This window comes from Curtobacterium sp. BH-2-1-1, from assembly GCF_001806325.1.
Lineage (GTDB): Bacteria > Actinomycetota > Actinomycetes > Actinomycetales > Microbacteriaceae > Curtobacterium.
The window spans coordinates 1,925,061-1,940,564 of record NZ_CP017580.1 but is presented as its reverse complement, the minus strand read 5'-3'; the positions used below and the strand labels follow the sequence as shown (position 1 = coordinate 1,940,564).

The window sequence follows — 15,504 nt, the reverse complement described above, 5'->3', positions numbered from 1 at the left end:
AGGTGAGTGGATTGACGCTTCAGCGCACCCCTCGAAGACACGCGATCACGCGACGGCCGGTGAGCTGTGCACGTGTGCGATGATCTGGGTGGACGGGACCCGCCGACATATACGGGACCGGCACCACCAGGGCACGTTCTGGAAGAACGCTGCGTCGACCGCAATATGACGACACGGATGCCAGGGAGCGCGAACTGCCATCATAGGTCGGGCTCGTCACGGATGTCCAGTCCTGGCTTGACCGAATTCGGCAGTGCCGTGTATAAGCCGGTGGACAGCGTGGGTATTCCCTGCTCCGCAGCCCGGCCACGCCCGCCAGCGCAGGACGCGCAACGCCCGTCAGCGCAGGGCGCGGAACGCCGCCTCGGGCCGCCGCGTCCGCACGAACGTGACACGTCCGCGGTCGTCGGTGAACTCGATCCCGAGCCCCGGCGTGAGGATGAGCGCGCGGACGCCGCGTCCGATCCGGAGCCCGATGCCGCCGTACGTCGACGCGTCCGCCTCGACGAGTCGCACGTCGGTGATCCGGTCGCGGGCGATCCGTCGCGCGGGCAGCGGCCGGAAGTGCAGGACGACGTGGGTGTCCGTCACCGTCCACCCCGATCGGGCGACGAGGAGCAGGAACCCGACCGTGACACCGACGAGCGCCGGCACCAGCAGCGCCGTCTCCGGAGCGTCGCCCGGCCAGCCGAGCACCGCTGCGGTCAGCCCGAGGCCGCCCACCAGCAGCACCGCACCCACCGCACGCATCCAGGTCGGCGCGTGCTCGCGCTCGGTGTGGGTGGACGGACGGGAGGCGCGGGTGGCGACCGCGGGACGGCTCGCGGTGGCGCGGCGGTACGTGGGCACGCTCATGGTGTCGGTCATGCGGGTCGACTCCTCGTGGGATCGGGTCCGTTCGTGCTCATATTTTACATAACGCACGCAATGTGTTCAATGGTCGCGGCGGGCGGACCACGGGCGGCGCGCAGGAGAGCGGGGAGCCCGGCGCACGCCGACGGCGCGCGCACGAGGGGCAGTGGGGGTTGCCGGACGGTCGCGCCGCGGTCACGAGCGGGGTGCGGAAGCGCGCGAGGTGTGGGGCACTGCGCGGATCGACGCACCGAGGTGACGACCCGGTGAACGGTAGGCGACGACCCTTGGCGTCCGCTGGTGGTGCATGTGCACGCATTCACCTGCGCCGGGTGGACCGGCCGGTCGGGACCGCGGACCCGGGTCAGCGCAGGACGAGGGCGACGGCCTCCGCGCGGGTGCGGACGCCGAGCTTCGTGAACACCTGGTTCACGTAGGACTTCACGGTGGGCACGGTGAGGAAGAGCTCGGCGGCGATCTGCGGGTTCGACCGACCCTCGGCGATGCGCCCGAGCACGTCCGCCTCGCGCGGGGTGAGCGTCGGGAAGCGTGCGCGGAGCGACTCGATCGGGTCCGGCGTCGCGACGGGCGCGGGCCCGGTGCCGCCGGCCAGCTGGGCGACGAGCCGGGCGCCCACGGTGGCGTCGAACGTCGACTGCCCCGACGCCACCGCACGGATCGCCGTCGCGATCTCGCCACGGCCGGCGTCCTTGGTCAGGTACCCGCGCGCGCCGGCCCGCAGCGCGGTCAGGATCGACTCGTCGTCGGCGAACGTGGTGAGGACGAGCACGGCGACCCCGGGGTGCCCCTCGGTGATGCGTGCCGTCGCCGTCGGGCCGTCGACGCCGGGCATCCGGAGGTCCATGAGCACGACGTCCGGGGACTCCCGCTCGACCGCGGCGACCGCCTCGGCGCCGTCCGACGCCTCACCGACGACCTCGAGGTCGTCCACGAGGGAGAGCACCGTCACCAGCCCGTCGCGCACGATGGCCTGGTCGTCGACGACGAGGACGCGGATGGTCACGGGCGGTCCCCCTCGGCGGCCAGCTCGTCGACCGGCAGGTGCATCGCCACGACGAACTCGTCGTCCGACCGGTCCGCCTCGACCGCGGCGCCGCTGCCGAGCTCCGCGAAGCGTTCGCGCATCCCGAGCAGGCCGTGGCCGCCGCCGGACAGCGGGTTCGCGACCACGACGTCCACGGCGTCGCCGTCCCGGATGACGGACAGGGACACGGGACGGCCGGGGGCGTGCCTGCGGGCGTTGCTGAGCGCCTCCCGGACCACCTGGACCACGGCGGCGCGGTGGGCCGCATCGAGGTCGGTGAGCGCCGTGTCGCCCTGCGTCACGATCTCGCCGCCGAACGACCGGTGCGCGTCGACGAGGGCCGCCAGGCCCGTCGCGGGGTCGGTGGTCGGACGGGAGGCACGGTGCGGGACCGCGGACCGGCCCGCGTCCGCCTCGGCGTCGGTCTCGGCGTCGTCCCGCAGGGCGTGCACCGCACGTCGCGCCTCGGCCAGGCCGTCCGCGGCGAGCGCGCGGGCCTCGGCGGCGCGCTTCGTGGCGTCGTCGACCCGGCCGGCCTCGAGCAGGGCCTCCACCGCGTCGAGCTGGAGCACCAGGCCGCCGAGGGAGTGCGCGAGCACGTCGTGGATGTCCCGGGCGGCGCGGGACCGGTCCGCGAGGAGTTCTGCGCGCTGCTGGTCCCGCTCGGCCTCGCGCGCCCGTTCCGCCGCGATGCGGAACTGCCGCCGGCTGAAGCCGATGAGGACGCCCAGGAGCATGCCGCCGCTCGTCCCGAGGACGAACTGGACCGAGGCGTGCTCGATCGAGGCGGACACCGCGACGACCACGATCGCGGCGAGTGCGGCGACGGATGCCGCCCAGACCGGGACGCGGAGGTTCGCGCCGAGCAGGACGATCCCGACGATCACGGGGACGATCATGAGCGAGTCCGTCGGCACCACCGTCAGGGTGCCCGCGGCGATCATCAGGACCCCGGCGACGACGAGGAGCCGGGGTGAGCGGCCGAACTCGCGGAGCGCCCACGCGGCGAGCGCCACCGCGCCGAGCACCCACACCCACGCGGGGTGCTGCAGGGCGATGCCGTTCTTCACGAACCAGAACGCGACGATCGCGATGCCGAGGGCGTTGAGCCCCCAGGCGGCGCCGGAACGGGACCGGCCTCCGGGGAGGTCGGTCTCGTCCTGGCCGGTCAGCAGGGTCACCGGACCATCATGCCGCGCGGCTGGCGGTCGCCGCGGGGGATGCGGCCGTCGATGACGACGGCGCGTGCGGCGCGGTTCAGTGCGAGGACGAGCAGGATCGCGCCGGTCGACGTGAGCAGGTGCGCGCCGAGGTGGCCGCCGAGCACGTCGAGGCCGACACGGACGGCGATGAGGACGATCCACAGCACCGCGCCGAGCGCACCCGTGCGGGACTGGATCGTGCGGCCCTTGGCGTCCGGGGTGCCGACCGTGCGGAAGCGGGTGATGCTGCCCATGGTCAGGCCGACCCCGATCGTGATGAGCGCCTCGATCCCGAGGAACACGACGTCGGTGGTCGTGATCGTCGCCTTCGTCTGGGCGAGGACGACCACGCCGACGATCGCCATGATGAGCGGCGTGCGCCAGATGCGCGCCGGGTCGAGGTACTGCCAGGTCGCCTGGCGGTACCCGAGGAACGCGACCAGGGCGATGCCGACGAGGATGTTCACGAGGAGCTGGACCGACATGGTGTCCGCCTTCCGAGGAGGTCCGGCGGGCGTCTCCCGGCCGGTGGTACCAGCCTCGTTCGACGGCGTCGGCGGGCACACCAACCAGGGGTGGGGACGCGGGTGGTGATCGTGGTGGTGTTCGATTGGTGCCATGGCTGATGCGTTCGACGGGTTCCGGATCGGTGCGGGGTACGCGGTGGTCGAGCCGGACCGGCATCGCCCGGGGTCGTTCACACTCGTCGTCGACGGGACGCCGCAGTCGCACGTCGACCTCGAGGACCCGACGCACCTGGCGTTCGAGTACATCCGGCGGATCGGGCACGCCATCGACCTGCTCCCGGACGGCCCGGTCACGGCGCTGCACCTCGGCGCCGGGGCCCTGACGCTCCCCCGGTACGTCGCGGTCACGCGGCCGGGCTCCCGGCAGCAGGTCATCGAGCTGGAGCGGGACCTCGTCGACCACGTGCGGGACGCGCTGCCCTTCCCCCGCGGGGCCTCGATCCGGGTGCGGTACGGCGACGCCCGCGAGGTCCTCGGCAAGCTCCCCGCCGGACTGCGCGGCACGGTGGACCTGGCCGTGGTGGACGTGTTCGGCGGCTCGCAGATCCCCGCGCACGTGACGAGCATCGAGTTCTACCGCGAGGTCGCGGAGTTCCTGTCGCCCACCGGCATCGTGGCCGTGAACGTGGCGGACGGGGCCGGGCTCGCGTTCGCCCGGGGGCAGGCGTCGACGCTGCAGGCGGTGCTGCCGTCGGTGGCGGCCGTCGCGGACACCGGGATGCTCAAGGGCCGACGGTTCGGGAACATCGTGCTGCTCGGGTCGCCGACGGACCTGCCCGTGGCGGAGATGCCTCGTCGGTACTCCTCCGACCCGATGCCGGCGAAGGTCGTGCACGGGGCGGAGCTGCGGGCGTTCATCGCCGGGGCGCCGATCGTCACCGACCAGACCGCGGTGGCGTCGCCGGAGCCGAACCGGAGCGTCTTCGGCGGCTGACGCGCGACCGTGGGCCGGGCCGACGGTCGCCGTGCGATCGGGCGGATGCCGCGCACGCGGAGGGTCCGCCTGCCAGGATGGGTCTGAACGACCGCGCAGGTGCGCGACCGAGCAAGGGGATCCCTGATGACGAACGACGACCGGAGCAACGAGGACCGGACGGGCGACGGCCAGGCGCCGAGCTGGGGCGGAGCGCCGCAGCAGCCCGCTCCCTCGGCCGACGAGCCGCGCTACGGCGAGCGGGTCGACCCCGCTCCCGCCTCCACGCCGCAGTACGGCGAGCCGGCCCCACAGGCCGACGCGCCGCGCTGGGGCGAACAGGCCCAGCAGTACCAGGCACCGCAGGGCGAGACCCCGCAGTACGGGTCGACCCAGTACGCCGAGCAGCAGGGCCAGTACGGGCAGCCGCAGCACGGGCAGCCCCAGTACGGCCAGCAGCCCTACGCGGCGGCTCCGGCGAGCGCCGGTGCTCCCTCGTGGCAGGGCTACGAGGAGCCGAAGGCCAAGAAGAAGACCGTCGGCGTCATCGCGTTCGTCGTGGCCGTCGCCGCGCTCGTGGTCGGCATCATCGGCGGTGCGCTGTTCGGCGGCGTCTTCGGCGGCTCCGAGGCCTTCCGCGAGTCCGTGCAGAACGGCGGGGCGACCCCGAGCGACTCCGACATCATGGCGCTCACCACGTCGTCGAGCGCCGTCACCGGGTCGCTGCTGTTCTACCTCGGCTCGGCGCTCGGCCTGTGGGCGATCGTGCAGGGCATCGTCGCCGCGGTCACGAAGCGCGGACGCGGCTGGGGTGTCTTCGCGATCATCCTCGCGGTCGTCGCGGCGATCGCGTTCGTGGTGGCCATCCTCATCTCGGCCGTCTCGGCCAGCGGGATGTCCTGACCCGACCAGATCGTCCCGGACGGCCCGTCGTGCACCTGCGCGGCGGGCCGTCCTCGTCCCCGCGGGCGACACGAGCGTGACCCCCGTGCGCGTGGCACCGCTCGCTCTCGGGGCGGCGCGGTTACCCTCGAACCGATGTCCCTCCCGCCCGACGACCGCCAGCAGCCCGACCGCACCGACCGCGCCCGGGAACCGCGTCATGCGGCGCCCGTGACGGCCGGCGTGAGCCCCGGCAGCACCTTCGCTCCGATCAGCCTGCGCCCCGCGGTCGACGCCGACGCCGTCCAGCAGCGGCTGCGCGACCTCGGGCAGAGCCGCAGCACCGACGCGCTCGCGGAGCGTGCCGAGCTCCTCCGCCTGCTCGGTCGGCTCGACGAGTCGCTCGTCATCGCCGAGGAGGTCTTCCGCCTGACGATGTTCACGGGGGAGCGCTCGGACAAGGTCTCCGCACGGATCCGTCGCGCGCATGTCCTGCACGACCTGGGGCGGTACGAGCGTGCCGCGACCGAGTCGGCCCTGGCGCGGGACACCGCCCGGACCGAGGAGTGGCCGGAGCTCGAGGGCGCAGCGGCCGAGCTCGAGGGCTGGTCGCTGTTCGAGCTCTCCCGCTTCGACGAGGCCCGTGCCGCGCTGTCCCGGGCGTACCAGGCGTTCCGCCAGGCCGGTGCGCCGTCGGAGCGCACCGAGGCGCTCCGCACGGCGGTCGAGGCAGCGCTCCGGGCCTCGGTCGCGCAGCCCCCGGCCGAGGACAAGCCGCGCACCGCCCGCGACGTCGCCGCACGTCGCGCGGACGAGGACGAACCGGCCGCACCCCGCGCTCCGGAGCCCGTGCAGCAGACCCCGACGGTGCGCCGCCGGGTCCTCGGTGCGCCGGACGCCGCCCGGACCGAGGCGGACGAACTCTGGGGCCGCATCGCCGCTCGTGCCGCGCAGAAGGGCCAGGCCGGGCGCGACGAACCCGGCGACGACGAACGGTGACGACGCTCGAGGCCGTCCGGTCCCGCGCCGAACACCTGATGACGGCACACCTCGGGGCGGGCAGCTGGTCGTTCGGGTTCGACCACGCCAAGACCCGGGCGGGCCAGTGCGACTTCGCCCGCAAGCGCATCACGGTGAGCCGCCACCTCGCCGTGCGGTTCTCCGAGGACGACGTCGACCAGGTGCTCCTGCACGAGATCGCGCACGCGGTGGCCGGGGCCCGCGCCGGCCACGGACCCACGTGGCGCCGGACGGCGAAGGCACTCGGCTACACGGGCTCACGCCTGTACGACGGCCCCGTGGCGAGCGAACTCGCACCGTGGATCGGCACGTGTCCGGCCGGGCACGAGCACTTCCGCTACCGCACCCCGACCCGGCCGCTGGCGTGCGCGAAGTGCTCCCGCCGGTTCGACCCCCGGAACGTCATCGCGTGGGAGCGCCGAGCGGCGGAGGCCAGCCGAGCTACCGCATGATGCCGATCGCATGCGGAGGCGCGCCGGTAACCCGTTAGCCTGGGCGGATGCACACGGGGCAGCACATCCGCACGGACACCGGTTCCACGTGGTTCTTCGACGCCGGACGGATCGCCCTCGACTTCGCACACACCGGCGGGTTCGCCGACGATCCGGACGGCCGACGTCCGCGGGCGCAGCTCGGCGAACTGCTCGCGACACCGGCCGACCTCGACGAGTGGCTGAGCGACCACACCGAGCCGATCGACGTCGGCGCGACCGCCCGCGAGCTGCAGGACGCCCGTGCCCTCCGCGCAGCGATCGCCCGGCTGGCCGTCGCCGCGGCTCCGGGTCCGGCCTCGACCGCGGCGGAACGGACCGCGGTGGCTGCCGGCCTCCGCGCCGGGACGGGTCGCACGCGCCCGGCACCGGACGACATCGACACGGTCAACCTGTTCGCCGCGCTGCCGGACGTGCCGCCGAGCCTCCCCGGTGGTCGTCGTCGCGCCGGCGCGAACCGGGTGCGGCTCGCCCAGGCGCTGTCGAGCGTCGCACGGGACGCCGTGGCCCTGTTCACCGAGGTCGGCTTCGACGACGTCGCCGCGGACGGACAGCCGACGCGGTTGAGCCGGTGCTCGGCAGACGACTGCGGCCTCGTCTTCTACGACTCGTCGCGCGGGGGCACACGCCGGTGGTGCTCGATGCAGCGGTGCGGCAACCGGGCGAAGGTGCGGGCGCACCGGGCCCGACGCGCGGCGGTCTGAGCCGACCCGCGCCTCCTGGCCTGCTCGTGGCTCCGGCCCGGGCCGATTCACGTGCAACACGAAAACAAGGATTCGGCGCGCCGAATCCTCTGGCATGCTGTCTGCATGACCGACACCGCTGCCCGTCCCGCCGAGACGACGACGCCTCGGAAGCGCGCGGCCGGCCTGACCCTGCTCGGCCCCGCGTTCGTGGCCGCCATCGCCTACGTCGACCCCGGCAACGTCGCCGCGAACCTCACCGCGGGCGCGAAGTACGGCTACCTGCTGCTCTGGGTCCTCGTCGCCGCGAACGCCAGCGCGGTCGTCGTGCAGTACCTCTCCGCCAAGCTCGGCGTCGTCACCGGCAAGTCCCTGCCGGAGCACCTCGGCCTGCGGATGAAGCGCACGCCCCGGCTGCTGTTCTGGGCGCAGGCCGAGGTCGTGGCCGCCGCGACCGACATCGCCGAGGTCATCGGCGGCGCACTCGCGCTGCACCTGCTCTTCGGGCTGCCGCTCGTCGCCGGCGGGGTGATCACCGGCGTGGTCTCGATGGCGATCCTCACCCTGCAGAGCCACCGCGGCACCCGGACGTTCGAGGCCGTGGTGACGGCGATGCTCGCGATCCTCACGGTGGGGTTCTGCGCCGGGCTGCTGTTCGCGCAGGTGTCACCGGGCGAGCTCGTCTCCGGGCTCGTCCCGCGGTTCGAGGGGTCCGAGTCGGTGATGCTCGCCGCCTCGATGCTCGGCGCGACGGTGATGCCGCACGCGGTCTACCTGCACTCCGCCCTGGCGCGCGACCGGCACGGCGACATCCCGGCGGGCCCGGAGCGCCGTCGGGTGCTCGTCGCGACGCGCTGGGACGTCGGGCTGGCGCTCCTGGTGGCCGGCGGGGTGAACATCTGCATGCTCGTCCTCGCGGCGGCGACGCTGCCCGGGGTCGCCGACACGGACTCGATCCCCGGAGCGCAGCGGGCGATCGCCGAGCACGTCGGCCCCGTCGTGGGCGTGCTCTTCGCGGTGGGGCTGCTGGCGTCGGGACTCGCCTCGACCTCGGTGGGCTGCATGGCCGGCGCCGAGATCATGAAGGGACTGCTGCACGTGCGGATCCCACTGCTGGCCCGACGGCTGGTCACGCTCGTGCCCGCCATCGTCCTGCTCGCGGTGAACGCCGACGCGACGATGCTGCTCGTGGTGAGCCAGGTCGTGCTGAGCTTCGGGATCGCCTTCGCGATCGTGCCGCTGGTCGTCTACACGTCCCGCCGCAGCGTGATGGGTGCAGACGTCAACGCGATGACCACCCGCGTCGTCGCGGGGGTCATCGCGTTGGTGATCGTCGCGCTCAACGTGGCGCTCATCGTGCTCACGCTGGCCGGCTGAGCGGGTCGGCGCCGGTTAGTCGACGACGCGCACGCCCTTCCAGAACGCCACGTAGCCCGAGTAGTCCTTGCCGACGCGGTCGAACGACGACGGGATGGGCGTCGGGTACGACCAGGCGTTGTCCTGCAGCGCCTGCCCGTCGACGTTCACCGTGTAGTACTGCGTGTCGCCCTTCCACGGGCAGTGGTACTGGGTGGGGCTCTCGGTGAACAGCTCGCTCTTCACGCTCGACGGCGGGAAGTACCAGTTGCCCTCGATCTGGATGAGGTCCTCCTGCGGGGCCTCGGCGATCACGGTGTCTCCGACGACTGCCTTCACGGCACGCTCCTTCGCTCTGCGGTCCGGCGGGGTACCGGATGTGGAGGTCGAACGCTACGCGCGCGAACTCGATTCCCGCAGGGTCTCCAGCTGGCCGTCCACCGCGAGCGCCGCGTGCACGTCGGCGGGCTCGAGCGCCGCGGCCGCCTCGGAGGCGCTGACCAGGTGCTTCACCGCCCGCCGCAGTCCCGTGTACGCCGCACAGGCGGCCGCCGCCTCGGGCGAGGTGTGGTCGATCCCGACCTCGGCGAGCGCGTCGACCACGGCGCCGGCCGCGAGCAGGTCCTCGACCGCGAAGTCCGGTGCGTCCGGCACGTCCGCGGCCTCGCCCGCCGCTTCCGCGGCGTCGTCACCGGGTGCGTGGTGGCGTCCGGCGGCGACGATCGCGACGACGCAGCGGTCACCGCGTTCGGCCTGGAGGCGCGTCACGCGTTCCGCGACCGCCGTCGCGTTGCCGAGGTGGCCGAGCACGACCTCCGGACCGTCCGGCACCTGCGCGGCGACCGCGCGGAGCGCCCGTCGGCGGGCGGGTCCGTCGTGCGCCGCGGACGCCGGGAGGACGTCGACCCAGACGACCAGGTGCGTCCCCGGGGCGATCCGCGCCGCGCCGCCGGTCCCCCATGCGAAGCGGACCTGGTACTTCTCCTGCGTGCGTGCTGCCACCTGCGACACGATAGCCGTCGGCGGGTCCCTGATCCTTTCCACAGGTGCTCCGCCGTCCGGGGTTCGTCAGGGTCGGCGACCGTAGGATCTGGTGCCATGGAGATCGCCCCCGCACCCACCTTGACCGGCGACCGCGTGACGCTCGAGCCCCTCGGCTCCGAGCACGCGGACGACCTGCGGGCGGCGGTCGCGGACGGCGATCTGTGGCGCACCTGGTACACCTCGATCCCCGCTCCGGCACAGGTCGACGACGAGATCGACCGACGGCTCGCCGAGCAGGCAGCGGGACGGATGGTGCCGTTCGCGGTGCGCGACCGCCCGACCGGCCGGGTCGTGGGGTCGACGACGTTCCTCAACCCCGACACGGGCAACCGCCGGGTCGAGATCGGTGCGACGTTCCTGTCGCGGTCGACGCAGCGCACGGGCATCAACACCGAGGCGAAGCTGCTCATGCTCTCGCACGCGTTCGACGTCTGGCAGTGCATCGCGGTCGAGTTCCGGACCCACTGGCACAACCTCCAGTCCCGCACGGCCATCGCGGCACTCGGTGCGAAGCAGGACGGGGTGCTCCGGAACCACTCGATCGGCCGTGACGGCACGCTGCGGGACACCGTGGTGTTCTCCGTCATCGCGTCGGAGTGGCCGACCGTGCGGTTGTCCCTCGCCGAACGGCTCCGTCGGCACGACCGCGCCGAGGGCGCTCGACGCCGAGCCGCCCGGCACGCCTGACCCGGTGCCGTCCGGCACGCCTGCCGCCGGGCCCGCCGCTCGTCCACCGGGTCCGAGTAGCGTTCGCGGCATGCACGTGGGCATCCGGATCACCCTTGACGCACCGGTCGAGGCCGTGCGTGACGCCCTGCTGTCCCCGGCGGTGATGGTCGCCGTGACGAAGCCGTTCCTGGTCTACCGGTCGCGCGATCCGCAGGGGTTCCCGGTGCGCTGGGTGCCGGGCGAGCCGCACCCGATCACCGCGAGCGCCTTCGGCGTGGTCCCGAGCGGCGACACGCACGTCGACCTCGACCTGTACGAGGTGCGCGGTGTGCCCGTGCAACGCGACAACGGCGGTGGCACGAGCGGGCTGTTCGGACGGATGTCGATGCAGCACCGGATGGCGACCGTCGACCTCGGGGACGGTCGGACGCTCCTCGTCGACCGGCTCTCGTACCGGATGCGGCCCGCGGTGCTCGGAGTCCTGCTCTGGCCGGGGATGTGGGTGATCTGGCAGTGGCGCGCGCTGCGGATGCGCGCCCTCGCGCCCGGTTGGCGGCGCGCCCGACGAGCCGCGGCCTGACCGCCGGAGCCGCGCCGTTCCTCCAGGCAGGGCGTACGCTCGTACCGTGAGCCAGACGCATGAGCCGGCAACCGACGACCGCGTGCACAGCACGCTCGCCACCGTGGACTGGCGGCGGATGACCTTCGACCTGTACCGACGGGTGCGGGCGACGAACGACCCGGAGACCGCCCACGCGCTGTGGCGCGAGACTCGTGACGCGATGTTCGGCGAGCACCCGGCCAGCCCGCTCCTCGACGAGGACGCCCCCGACTTCGAGTCCCTGCCCGTCCCGGACTACGACCCGTCGTGGCGCTTCCGGGCCCGGATCGAGCCGGCGGAGCCCCTCGCGATGGACGTCGAGACGGGTACCGACGGCATCGTGCACTTCGACCGGCTCGGTGTCGTGACCCTGGCCGGCATCGGTTCGCTCGACGTGTGGTCGCACGGCGGCTACGCGGGCGGCGTGTTCATCCCCGTCAAGGACTCGAGCGCCGGCAAGGCCCGCGGGACCTACGGCGGCGGACGCTACCTCGTCGACACGATCAAGGGCGCGGACCTCGGGGGCGACGACGGCGAGCTCGTCCTCGACTTCAACTTCGCTTACAACCCGTCGTGCGCGTACGACCCGGCGTGGGCGTGCCCGCTCGCGCCTCCGGGCAACACCGTCGCGGTCCCGATCCCCGTCGGCGAGCAGTACGACTTCTAGGGTGGAGCACATGTCGGGTCTCGTCGCGATCGACGCCGGAGGGCGCATCCCGCCGTTCGAGCAGGTCCGGTCCCAGATCGCCGCGCAGATCAGCGCCGGGTACCTCGTGGACGGTGAACGGCTGCCGAGCGTCCGTGGACTCGCGGACGAGCTCGGGCTCGCCGCCGGGACGGTGGCGCGGGCGTACCAGTTGCTCGAAGAGGCCGGGCTCGTGCAGACCGCACGCGGCGCCGGAACCCGGGTGATCCGACCGGCCGAGGTGCCGTCGACGGTGACCGATGCCGCCCGTGCCCTCGCTGCCGCCGCACGGGCCGCGGGGCTGTCCGCCGACCAGGCCGCTGGCGCGCTGCGGGACGCCTGGCCCGCCTGACGCGGGCGCGCGTCAGCAGCGCTCGAACACGTAGTCGTCGGCCGCCGGCGTCACGAGGTCCCGGTCGCGCAGGATCGTCATCGCCGGCCGCTTCGCCGAGGCGCACACCGACGACCACGGCTGCTCGCTGTTGTCCGAGTACTCGACGTCGATCACCCGCTTCCCGTACGCCTTCGTGTACTCGCCGCACTCCTGGTAGACGAAGCACTCCTCGGCGACCACGAAGTCGAAGCCGGTCTGCTTCCGCCCGGACGCCCCGAGCTGCGGCGTGTTCTTCTGCCCGACCGCGAGCCCCTCGCCGTGCCCGAGACGGACGAGCGCGGCGGCGAGGGCGAGGTTCCCGGACCGCGTCAGCTTCCCCTTCGAGCGCGTCCACGAATCGAGGTTGTCGAACTCGACGGCGTCGAACCCGCGATCGGCGCACCGGGCGACGGACTTCGTGAGGACCCGCACGATCGTCGCGCGCTTCGCAGCGGTCGTCGTGTCGAGCAACATCTCGTCCGGCCAGCCCGGGTCGGACACCGGCTTGCCCGATCGGTCGCGGAGGATCGCCGTCGGGTGGTCCCGCTTCCACATCGCGGCGTCCTCCGGCTGGGTCTGGAAGCCGTTGACGTAGCAGATCGAGTACTTCCCCGCCGCTGGTCGTGCGGTGCTGTCGCGCTCGACGATCGTGACACCTGCCGGCGGCGCGTACGAGCCGCCCAGCTGGTAGTCGGGGACGCCCGAGGTGGGCAGGTTCCGGTACGACGCGGTGGGCACCGCGGCGGCGCAGGACGCCGTCCCCAGGACGGCGACGAGGGCCGTCGCGACGGTCAGCAGGACGGTTCTGGTGCGCACCGGTGCATCCTCGCACGAGCCGGCGGACACCTCGGCCTGGGGGATCCGACCCGCGCACGCTATGCTGGACGTACTCGAGGCGCCGATCGCCTCGTGCGTCGTACGGACGCCCCCGAACTCCCGGTCCACGGACCGATGATCGAGCACCTCCCGAAGGTGCCAGGCTTCTCTGCTGCGGCGACTGCGCCAGCCACACCCGTTGGCGCGCATCCCGCCCGCGCGCTGCCTCGCAAGCGCGACCACAGCCGGAGCACTCCGGTTGGAAAGGTCACCATGACCAACGAAGACATCCGTTTCTCCGACCTCGGCGTCCCCGCGCCGATGGTCGCCGTCCTCGCCGACCAGGGCAAGGAGACCGCGTTCCCCATCCAGGAGGACACGCTCCCCGACTCCCTGCAGGGCAAGGACGTGCTCGGCCGTGGCCGCACCGGCTCCGGCAAGACGATCGCGTTCGCGATCCCGCTCGTCGCCCGCCTCGCCGCGAGTGGCCGCAAGCGCCGCGCCGGCCGGCCCCGTGCCCTGGTGCTCGCCCCCACCCGTGAGCTCGCGACCCAGATCGACGTCGCCCTCGCCCCGCTCGCCAAGGCCATGGGCCTGAACACCACGACCGTCTTCGGCGGCGTCGGGCAGGGTCGTCAGGTCGACGCCCTGCGCGGCGGCGTCGACGTGGTCGTGGCGTGCCCCGGCCGTCTCGCCGACCTCATGCAGCAGGGCCACGTCAACCTCGGCGACATCGAGGTGACGGTCCTCGACGAGGCCGACCACATGGCCGACATGGGCTTCCTCCCCGGTGTGACCAAGATCATGCAGGCCACGCCCGAGCAGGGGCAGCGTCTGCTGTTCTCCGCCACGCTCGACAACGGCGTGGACAAGCTCGTCAAGAAGTTCCTGCACAACCCGGTCATGCACTCGGTCGACGAGGCGAACAGCCCCGTCGAGGCGATGACCCACCACCTGTTCGAGGTCGCCGACGCCGACGCGAAGAAGGACCTCGTCCGGACGCTCGCGAGCGGCACCGGTCGTCGCATCCTCTTCATGCGCACGAAGCACCACGCCAAGCGCCTCGCCAAGCAGCTCAGCAGCCAGGGCATCCCGGCCGTCGACCTGCAGGGCAACCTGTCGCAGGGTGCCCGTGAGCGGAACCTCGCGAAGTTCTCCTCCGGCGAGGCCCTCGTGCTCGTCGCCACCGACGTCGCCGCCCGCGGTGTGCACGTCGACCACGTCGAGCTCGTCGTCCACGTCGACCCGCCGACCGAGCACAAGGCGTACCTGCACCGCTCGGGCCGCACCGCCCGCGCCGGTTCGTCCGGCGACGTCGTCACCGTGACGATGCCCGCCGAGCGTCGCGACGTCGCGCAGATGATGCGTGCGGCCGCGATCAAGGTCACGCCGCAGCAGGTCACGGCGAACTCCCCCGCCGTCACGGAGCTCGTCGGCGAGGTCGCTCCGGTCCGCCACGTCGCCCCGGAGCAGCCGGCACAGCAGCAGCGCCAGCCCAAGCAGCGCACCGCCGAGTCCGACAACGCGGGCGGCGGTCGTCGCCGTGGTCGCGGCGGTCGTACCGGAGGCGCGGCGCAGCCCGCGCGTACCGGCTCGGCTTCCGGGTCGTCCGGTGCAGGGCGTCGCGGCGGTCGTCCCGCCGAGGCCGGCGCCGGCGCGTCGACCGGCTCCGCCGGTGGGCAGCGCTCGGGTGCCGCGTCCGGCGGTCGCCGCAGTGGTGGCAGCCGTCGTGCGTCGAGCGACACCGTCCGCGGCGGGTCCGCTCCGGTCTGGTCCTCGGAGGGCGGCTACGCCGCCGGTCGTGGGTCCGGCACCGAGTCGGGCGGCAACCGTCGTGGTGGCTCGCGCCGCGCCTCCCGTCCCGCCGGATCCGCGCGCTGACGGCTCGCGCCGCGCACAGCGTCGACCAACCGCGGTCCGGCGGGTTCCGCGCGCTGATCCTGTCGGCGTGGGGAACCTCCACGCCGCCTGAGCACGGACGCACTCCACGGGCGTAGGTTCTCCTTCACCGGATGCCGCGCGAGCGGCTGACGGGGAACTGTCCGCTGTCGGAAGGAGAGCCTATGGCTGGGATCGAAGACGTCAAGAACGCCGCTGCGAAGGCAGCTGGCAAGGCCAAGGAAGCCGTCGGGAACGTGACGGACAACGACCGCCTCAAGGCTGAAGGCAAGACCGATCAGGTCAAGGCCGACACCAAGCAGGCAGGTACGAACGTCAAGGACGCCGCTTCAGGCGTGGCCGACAGCCTCAAGAACGACAACAAGTAAGCCGGTCCAGTACCGCGCTGCGAAGCCCCCGGGTCCGATTCGGATCCGGGGGCTTCGTCGTGTGCGGGTGGCGTCGGC

19 protein-coding genes are annotated in these 15,504 nt (G+C 73.2%); 12 read left to right on the top strand and 7 right to left on the bottom strand.

Annotated features, from left to right (window positions below):
• Positions 1–339: 339 nt before the first annotated feature.
• The 4 genes from BJK06_RS09250 to BJK06_RS09235 all read right to left on the bottom strand — a co-directional run bounded on the left by BJK06_RS09250 (position 340) and on the right by BJK06_RS09235 (position 3,584).
• Complete coding sequence (locus tag BJK06_RS09250) at positions 340–867, bottom strand: hypothetical protein (RefSeq protein WP_070417661.1); 528 nt, start codon at positions 865–867, stop codon at positions 340–342.
• A gap of 349 nt (positions 868–1,216) precedes the next feature.
• Entirely contained in the window at positions 1,217–1,876 is a 660-nt protein-coding gene (locus BJK06_RS09245; protein ID WP_070417660.1) for a response regulator transcription factor, read from the bottom strand.
• A complete protein-coding gene (locus BJK06_RS09240; RefSeq protein WP_070417659.1) occupies positions 1,873–3,078 on the bottom strand; it encodes a sensor histidine kinase in 1,206 nt (401 codons plus the stop codon). Before BJK06_RS09240 ends, BJK06_RS09245 begins: the two co-directional genes overlap by 4 nt.
• Positions 3,075–3,584, bottom strand: a complete 510-nt coding sequence (locus BJK06_RS09235; protein WP_070417658.1) for a hypothetical protein — start codon at positions 3,582–3,584, stop codon at positions 3,075–3,077. The genes BJK06_RS09240 and BJK06_RS09235 overlap by 4 nt, the downstream gene beginning before the upstream one ends.
• Positions 3,585–3,717: 133 nt before the next feature.
• Here BJK06_RS09235 and BJK06_RS09230 point away from each other — a divergent pair, with 133 nt between their 5' ends.
• From BJK06_RS09230 to BJK06_RS09205, 6 genes are all read left to right on the top strand, one after another.
• Positions 3,718–4,560 (top strand): spermidine synthase, encoded by an 843-nt coding sequence (locus BJK06_RS09230; protein ID WP_070417657.1) that lies wholly within the window; start codon positions 3,718–3,720, stop codon positions 4,558–4,560.
• A gap of 126 nt (positions 4,561–4,686) precedes the next feature.
• Positions 4,687–5,442: a hypothetical protein gene (locus BJK06_RS09225; protein WP_070417656.1), complete on the top strand. Its 756-nt coding sequence runs from the start codon at positions 4,687–4,689 to the stop codon at positions 5,440–5,442.
• 135 nt (positions 5,443–5,577) lie between these two features.
• Positions 5,578–6,420: a hypothetical protein gene (locus tag BJK06_RS09220; RefSeq protein ID WP_070417655.1), complete on the top strand. Its 843-nt coding sequence runs from the start codon at positions 5,578–5,580 to the stop codon at positions 6,418–6,420.
• Positions 6,417–6,893, top strand: coding sequence for a SprT-like domain-containing protein (locus BJK06_RS09215; RefSeq protein ID WP_156794820.1), 477 nt, complete (start codon positions 6,417–6,419; stop codon positions 6,891–6,893). The genes BJK06_RS09220 and BJK06_RS09215 overlap by 4 nt, the downstream gene beginning before the upstream one ends.
• 47 nt (positions 6,894–6,940) lie before the next feature.
• Positions 6,941–7,636, top strand: coding sequence for a CGNR zinc finger domain-containing protein (locus tag BJK06_RS09210; RefSeq protein WP_070417654.1), 696 nt, complete (start codon positions 6,941–6,943; stop codon positions 7,634–7,636).
• Between the two features lie 105 nt (positions 7,637–7,741).
• Positions 7,742–8,992: an Nramp family divalent metal transporter gene (locus BJK06_RS09205; protein WP_070417653.1), complete on the top strand. Its 1,251-nt coding sequence runs from the start codon at positions 7,742–7,744 to the stop codon at positions 8,990–8,992.
• A 15-nt stretch (positions 8,993–9,007) separates the two neighbouring features.
• Here BJK06_RS09205 and BJK06_RS09200 read toward each other — a convergent pair whose 3' ends face one another.
• Both BJK06_RS09200 and BJK06_RS09195 read right to left on the bottom strand, forming a co-directional pair.
• A complete protein-coding gene (locus BJK06_RS09200; RefSeq protein WP_070417652.1) occupies positions 9,008–9,310 on the bottom strand; it encodes a DUF427 domain-containing protein in 303 nt (100 codons plus the stop codon).
• Between the two features lie 54 nt (positions 9,311–9,364).
• The gene (locus BJK06_RS09195; protein WP_139201898.1) at positions 9,365–9,973 is read right to left on the bottom strand and encodes a 2-phosphosulfolactate phosphatase; all 609 of its coding nucleotides are present in this window, start codon (positions 9,971–9,973) and stop codon (positions 9,365–9,367) included.
• 96 nt (positions 9,974–10,069) lie between these two features.
• On the opposite strand from BJK06_RS09195, the gene BJK06_RS09190 reads away from it, so the two are divergent.
• The 4 genes from BJK06_RS09190 to BJK06_RS19110 all read left to right on the top strand — a co-directional run bounded on the left by BJK06_RS09190 (position 10,070) and on the right by BJK06_RS19110 (position 12,322).
• Complete coding sequence (locus tag BJK06_RS09190) at positions 10,070–10,702, top strand: GNAT family N-acetyltransferase (RefSeq protein WP_070417650.1); 633 nt, start codon at positions 10,070–10,072, stop codon at positions 10,700–10,702.
• A 70-nt stretch (positions 10,703–10,772) separates the two neighbouring features.
• Positions 10,773–11,264 (top strand): hypothetical protein, encoded by a 492-nt coding sequence (locus BJK06_RS09185; protein ID WP_070417649.1) that lies wholly within the window; start codon positions 10,773–10,775, stop codon positions 11,262–11,264.
• Between the two features lie 118 nt (positions 11,265–11,382).
• Positions 11,383–11,952, top strand: a complete 570-nt coding sequence (locus BJK06_RS09180; RefSeq protein WP_070419347.1) for a DUF1684 domain-containing protein — start codon at positions 11,383–11,385, stop codon at positions 11,950–11,952.
• Between the two features lie 10 nt (positions 11,953–11,962).
• Entirely contained in the window at positions 11,963–12,322 is a 360-nt protein-coding gene (locus BJK06_RS19110; RefSeq protein WP_070419345.1) for a GntR family transcriptional regulator, read from the top strand.
• 12 nt (positions 12,323–12,334) lie between these two features.
• Here BJK06_RS19110 and BJK06_RS09170 read toward each other — a convergent pair whose 3' ends face one another.
• Positions 12,335–13,159 (bottom strand): endo alpha-1,4 polygalactosaminidase, encoded by an 825-nt coding sequence (locus tag BJK06_RS09170; RefSeq protein ID WP_070419346.1) that lies wholly within the window; start codon positions 13,157–13,159, stop codon positions 12,335–12,337.
• A 273-nt stretch (positions 13,160–13,432) separates the two neighbouring features.
• On the opposite strand from BJK06_RS09170, the gene BJK06_RS09165 reads away from it, so the two are divergent.
• Together BJK06_RS09165 and BJK06_RS09160 are read left to right on the top strand one after the other, a co-directional pair.
• Positions 13,433–15,040, top strand: a complete 1,608-nt coding sequence (locus BJK06_RS09165; RefSeq protein WP_070417648.1) for a DEAD/DEAH box helicase — start codon at positions 13,433–13,435, stop codon at positions 15,038–15,040.
• Positions 15,041–15,222: 182 nt separating this feature from the next.
• Positions 15,223–15,426 carry a CsbD family protein gene (locus BJK06_RS09160; RefSeq protein WP_070417647.1) on the top strand — a complete coding sequence of 68 codons (204 nt, stop codon included), beginning with the start codon at positions 15,223–15,225 and terminating at the stop codon, positions 15,424–15,426.
• The last annotated feature ends 78 nt before the right edge of the window (positions 15,427–15,504 follow it).